This window comes from Dehalococcoidia bacterium (genome assembly GCA_022451965.1).
Lineage (GTDB): Bacteria > Chloroflexota > Dehalococcoidia > Lucifugimonadales > Lucifugimonadaceae > TMED-70.
Window position 1 is genome coordinate 1 of record JAKUNJ010000012.1, and the last position, 6,007, is coordinate 6,007.

5 protein-coding genes are annotated in these 6,007 nt (G+C 32.5%); 2 read left to right on the forward strand and 3 right to left on the reverse strand.

The features are described from left to right. The 3 genes from MK083_06425 to MK083_06435 form a co-directional block, all read right to left on the reverse strand. Positions 1-751, reverse strand: a 751-nt coding sequence (locus tag MK083_06425; GenBank protein ID MCH2674083.1) for a hypothetical protein, incomplete at its 3' end; no start/stop codon positions are given. Positions 752-1,263: 512 nt separating this feature from the next. Further along, the gene (gene rho, locus MK083_06430; protein MCH2674084.1) at positions 1,264-2,691 is read right to left on the reverse strand and encodes a transcription termination factor Rho; all 1,428 of its coding nucleotides are present in this window, start codon (positions 2,689-2,691) and stop codon (positions 1,264-1,266) included. Positions 2,692-2,841: 150 nt separating this feature from the next. Further along, positions 2,842-4,461: a CTP synthase gene (locus tag MK083_06435; GenBank protein ID MCH2674085.1), complete on the reverse strand. Its 1,620-nt coding sequence runs from the start codon at positions 4,459-4,461 to the stop codon at positions 2,842-2,844. Positions 4,462-4,608: 147 nt separating this feature from the next. On the opposite strand from MK083_06435, the gene gatC reads away from it, so the two are divergent. Then, positions 4,609-4,899: an Asp-tRNA(Asn)/Glu-tRNA(Gln) amidotransferase subunit GatC gene (gene gatC / locus MK083_06440; protein MCH2674086.1), complete on the forward strand. Its 291-nt coding sequence runs from the start codon at positions 4,609-4,611 to the stop codon at positions 4,897-4,899. Then, the coding region (locus tag MK083_06445) for an aspartyl/glutamyl-tRNA amidotransferase subunit A (GenBank protein MCH2674087.1) at positions 4,892-6,007 on the forward strand (1,116 nt) is incomplete at its 3' end. The genes gatC and MK083_06445, both read left to right, overlap by 8 nt.

Genomic DNA, 6,007 nt, shown 5'->3' on the forward strand with positions numbered 1-6,007 from the left:
GCTGAACTGTTGACCATGCAGAAACGGTAAATGTGTTTACTGCAGATGAGTAATATCCTATGAAGAAGTCATCTGTGTCAGCTACATCACCAGCACCAGTTGCATCACCACCATTAGCAGTGTTAGATATAACCGTTACCATTGGAGAGGAAGCTGTATTTGTTGCGGAATCACCATTTGCAACAGAAACTATCTGATAAACAGCTGTACTCTCAGTACAAGTACCACTCCATGCTGTACCACTCCATGTAGGAGTTTGGCCGTTAGCACAAGTTTTAACATTAATTTCATCAGTTAAGTCACCATCACCGTCTGAGTCTATAACAGGGCTTCCTGCTAGACCTTGTAGAACAGGTGTCATTCCAGCTCTGTGAGTAGCTGAAGCGTCTGCAACATCATTCACTCCGGATCGAGTTGCCACCAATGCATTTAAATCGTCTTCAATAACTGTGATAACAACTTTATTTGCGTCCAGAAGGTGAGAATTCTGAGTTGCATTTGCTGTATCTACATCAGTCATTGTGGCATAAACTGTTGAAGCAAATACTCTGTCAGCAGGATTGGACCTAGCTGCTGGAGGACTAGCTTCAGTAGTCTTTTTCGTAGCCTTGTTTGTTAATTCAAGCGTAGCTAGTTTTTCTGCTTGCACTACTTTAGAACTATCACCGGTCAACATTACTGCTGGAACCAATATAGAAAGTGCCATCACAAAAACAATTGCTCTGCTCGCATATTGTCGTATATTATTCATCTCGATACTACCTCTCGTGAATATGTTATTTGTAAAAGTCTCAACGTCAAAACACATTAAACGTGCTATGCCGTTAATAAACCTTATCTTACTTTATCTAATAATCTTATATAAATCAACTAATCTTAATACGAATTTACTTCAAAGTGTTTCTTTTTCTTTAAATTCACATTAATTTAGATATCAGATGAAGCTAAAATAACGCTATGTAAAAAATATAACTCAGAATAAATATCAAGGTCAACATTATTTTTTACGAGTTTTTATTAAATTTGTAAAAAAAATGTAAAATTTATATTTTTTACAATTATTTAACATTTCGTGAGCTTTGAATTCATCTCCCTAAAAAACATTAAATCTCTAAGTCCCTTTAATTAATTAACAACTAGTGAAATTTCTCATTCAAATTTAAGCCCTTAGATTTTTTTAAAAAGGATTTTATAGACATAATTGATTTGTTAGGGGAAATTATTATTTAGATTCTTTGGGGAAATTTTTATTAAGAGGGAAATTTAATCTTTTTTATCTTGAAGGTAAACTTGCATATTTTCTAGAAAATCTTGATTACTTTTTGAGACTTTCAGTCCATCAACAATTTTTTCAGTCCAAGTCTTCTCATTGTTTTCAGATGGAAATGCAGCCATAATTCTTCTGATTTGAGTTATTTTTGATAAAGTTGTTTCATTTTGCAAAAGTTCTTCATGCCTAGTACCACTCTTTTCAATATTTATTGCGGGCCAAATTCTTCTTTCAGCTAATCCTCTATCTAAATGAAGCTCCATATTTCCTGTGCCTTTAAATTCTTCATATATCAAATCATCTAATCTACTACCTGTATCAACAAGAGCTGTCGCAATTATAGTCAAACTACCACCTTCTTCACAATTTCTTGCAGCTCCAAAGAATTTTTTAGGAGGATATAGTGCGTATGGATCCATTCCGCCTGACAATGTTTTTCCTGATGAAGGTACGGCTATATTATAAGCTCTACCTAATCTAGTTAAGGAATCTAAGAGTAGCACAACATTTTGACCAGATTCCACAAGTCTTCTTGCTCTCTCAAGAGCAGTTTCAGATGTTTTGCAATGGTCTTCTACAGGTTCATCAAAAGTTGATGAGAAAACCTCTCCATTAACACTTCTTCTCATATCAGTTACTTCTTCAGGTCTTTCACCAATAAGAGCTACTATTAGTTTTATATCTGGAGAATTTTTCTCTATGGAATTTGCTATGTCTTTAAGTAAAATAGTTTTTCCAGCTTTAGGAGGAGCTACAACAAGTGCTCTTTGACCTTTACCAATAGGAGATACAAGATCTATTATTCTTGAGGATATTTTCTTTGGATCACTTTCTAAAATAATTTGTTCGTTTGGATAAATCGAGGTAAATTTATCAAACTGAATCCTATTCTCTATTTTTTCTAGGGATAGTCCATTAACTGCTTCTACTTTTGTTACTCCAGGATATCTTTGAGATCCACCTTCATCAGGAAATTCAATTTGTGCTAAAACAAAATCCCCTGGCCTGAGTTTATTTTTTCTAATAATTCCTCTGGAAACGTGAATATCATTTGGAGAATTTTTTTGACCAGGAGGTCTCAAGAACCCAAATTGGTCAGGCAGTATATCAAGAATTCCTGCTCCAATAGTTGCATTTTTTTCTTCTGCTTCAATGGAGTAAAGAATATTAATTAAATCTGTTCTATCCTTAGGAGATTCTTTTACTTTTTTCTCTTTTGCTAACTTAACAAGCTCTTTGTTATCAAGATCTGAAAAGTTTGTAAGATCAATTGTATTTATTTGAGATCTGGATTTTGAAGAATTTCTCTTCGTGTCTCTTTTATCAGATTTGTCATTGTTCACATTAGAGGAACTTGATATCTTCTTTCTTTTATTTGGTTTTTCCTCAGAATCATACTTTTCTGTTGTGGATGTAGTCAAAATTAATTTCCCTCAATGAATTATTTATTTAAGCTTTTTGAAAAAAATGTATTTAAAATAGAGATTAAAAAAGGGGAATTCAAAAAACTTTATGTTTGAACAATTACAATTCTATACTATAAAAAGCTCATAGGTCAAATATAGACAATTTTATAACTTAAACTGTGCACCAATCTTTTTTTGATTACCACAAGCCTTAACGAAATAATTAAACAATGGATGAGGTCGATCAAGTCTAGATCCAAATTCAGGGTGAAATTGACTTCCAATCATGAATGGATGGCCTGAAATTTCAGATACTTCAACTAGATTATTATCAGGACAAATACCTGAGGTAATTAATCCATTTGAATTTAATTTTTCCTTATAAAAGTCATTAAATTCATACCTATGTCGGTGTCTTTCAGTAATTATTTCTTTTTTATAAATTTTACTGGCTAATGTTCCTGGGCTAAGATTACAGCGATAAGCTCCAAGCCTCATAGTACCTCCTGTTTCTTGCAGACCTTTTTGAGATTCAATTATGTCAATAACAGGATTAGAGGTTTCTGAATCAAATTCAGTTGAGTTGGCATCTGATAGTCCTAAAACATTTTTAGAAAATTCAATAACCATTATTTGCATTCCTAAACATAATCCAAGATATGGGAGCTGATATTCTCTACAAAATTTTGCTGCTTCAATCATCCCAGAAATCCCTCTCTCTCCAAAACCACCAGGAACTATCACTCCAGAAAGTTCCCCAAGACTATTAATGTTACTCGATGATAGGTCATCGGAATCAATCCATTTGATTTTTACCTTACTAGAATTATTAGCAGCTGCATGCCTAATTGCTTCAGACACTGATAAATAAGAGTCAGGAAGCTCAACATATTTCCCTACCACGCCTATCTCAAATGAATCTTCAGAATTATGAATATTTGAAGAAAGTTTTTTCCAAACAGAAAGATTTGGATTTTTTTTCTTATATCCCAATTTTGATTCAACAATACCTCCTAATCCTTGTTCCTCTAAATGAACAGGTATGTCATAAACACTTTGAAAATCTCTTAGAGAAATAACATTTTCAGGAGGAACATCACAATAAAGAGATATTTTATTTTTGATTGATTGATCTACTTCCTTTTCTGATCTACAAATAATTGAATCCGGTTGAATACCCATTCCTCTTAAGGCTTGTACAGAGTGTTGTGTTGGTTTAGTTTTTACTTCATCAGAAGTAGATAGATATGGTAATAGAGTCAAGTGGATATAAAAAACATTATCAGTTGTAGATTCATTTCTAATTTGTCTAATAGCCTCAATAAAGGGTTGCCCTTCTATATCTCCAACTGTTCCACCTACCTCAACCAGTAAAACATCTGCTTTACTAGAATCTGCAAGATCAAAGATTTTGGATTTTATAGAATCCGTAACATGAGGAACTGTTTGAATAGTACCACCTAAATAAAAGCCTGATCTTTCTTTATTTAAGACTTCTGTATAAATTTGACCTGCGGTAATATTTGATTTTTCCGAGAGTTCAACGTCCATGAATCTTTCATAATGACCTAAGTCTAAATCAGTTTCACATCCATCCATAGTTACAAAAACTTCACCATGCTGAAATGGAGACATTGTTCCTGGATCTACATTTAAATAGGGATCTAATTTGATAACAGATACTGAGAGACCTCTAGAAATTAGCAGTTTTCCTAAAGATGCGGCTACTATCCCTTTTCCAAGGGAACTAACAACCCCACCTGTTACAAAAACATAATTCAATATTATCTCGTTTTATATAGCTATGAATATTATTATAAACAATATTCATAAGTATTCTTTATGATTATTGATTTTATTTAACAATGTTAGAATATTCCATGTTAAAATATAATAATATTCTAAAAATGGGCACTTATTTACGCTTAAATTATGGAAATATCAAAAGAAGAATTCAAAAACATAGCAGATTTATCAGCGCTTTCAGTTGATAAAATAAATGATAATCTTAGGTCAGATTTAGGAAAAATAATATCAAGATTTGAATCTCTAAAAAAAATTGATACTGAAAAAATTTATCCTACCGCACATGTTACTAATTTAGAAAATAGTCTGCGGGAAGATATTTCAGAAAAAGGAATAGATACAGACGATATATTATCAAATGCTCCAGAAATTAATTCAGGAGAAATAAAAATTCCAAGAGTTTTCGAAAATGAATAAGCTTGATTATTTATCCACTTCAGAATTATCTAATTTGATTAAGAATAAAGAAATTTCTTCTGAAGAATTAGTTCGATATACCTTAGACGAGATAAAATCTAAAGACTCAAAAATAAATTCATTTATAACAATTAATGAAGAATATTCAATTGAACAAGCAAAAAAAATAGACAACAAACTAAATAGTAAAGAGATCAATCATGGTTACCTTACTGGAATTCCTATTTTGCTAAAAGATAATATTTCTACAAAAGCAATAAAGACTACTGCAGGATCAAAAATACTTGAGAGCTACATACCTCCATATGACGCTCATGTGACAAAAAGAATAAAAGATAATGGAGGAATTATTATAGGTAAAGGTAATTTGGATGAATTTGCTATGGGTTCCTCAAATGAAACATCATTTTTTGGAAATGTAAGGAATCCCTGGGATGTAGCTAGAGTACCAGGAGGATCTTCTGGAGGACCAGCTGCAGCAGTTTCAGGAGGATTAGTTTCATGTTCTTTAGGAAGTGATACAGGTGGCTCCATAAGGCAACCTGCTTCACTTTGTGGAGTAAGCGGGATGAAACCAACTTATGGATTAGTTAGTAGATATGGATTAATTGCTTTTGCTAGCTCTCTTGACCAAATTGGACCTATTGCAAGAACTGCGAAAGATTGCGGAGAAATACTAAATGTAATATCAGGAAAAGATGAATATGATTCTACATCTTTTGAAAGGTCTTTTGGGGACTTTAATTCTAAAATAGACCACGAAATTAAAGGGAAAAAGATAGGTGTTCCTAAAGAGTATCTCAATAATTGTGATCCAAAGGTAAAAGAGGTCATTAAAGAATCCACCAAAGAATTTGAAAATTTAGGTGCTGAAATCATTGAAATTTCATTACCTCTTACAGACTATGCATTGGATGTTTACTACATTATAGCCCCATCTGAAGCATCTTCTAATTTATCAAGATTTGATGGTGTAAAATATGGTCATAGGAGTTCTACAAAACTAAATTCTAGATTGTCATTAGTAGAATCAAGAACGGAAGGTTTTGGAGATGAAGTAAAAAGAAGAATAATGATTGGAACTTATACTCTTTCTGCTGGATATTAT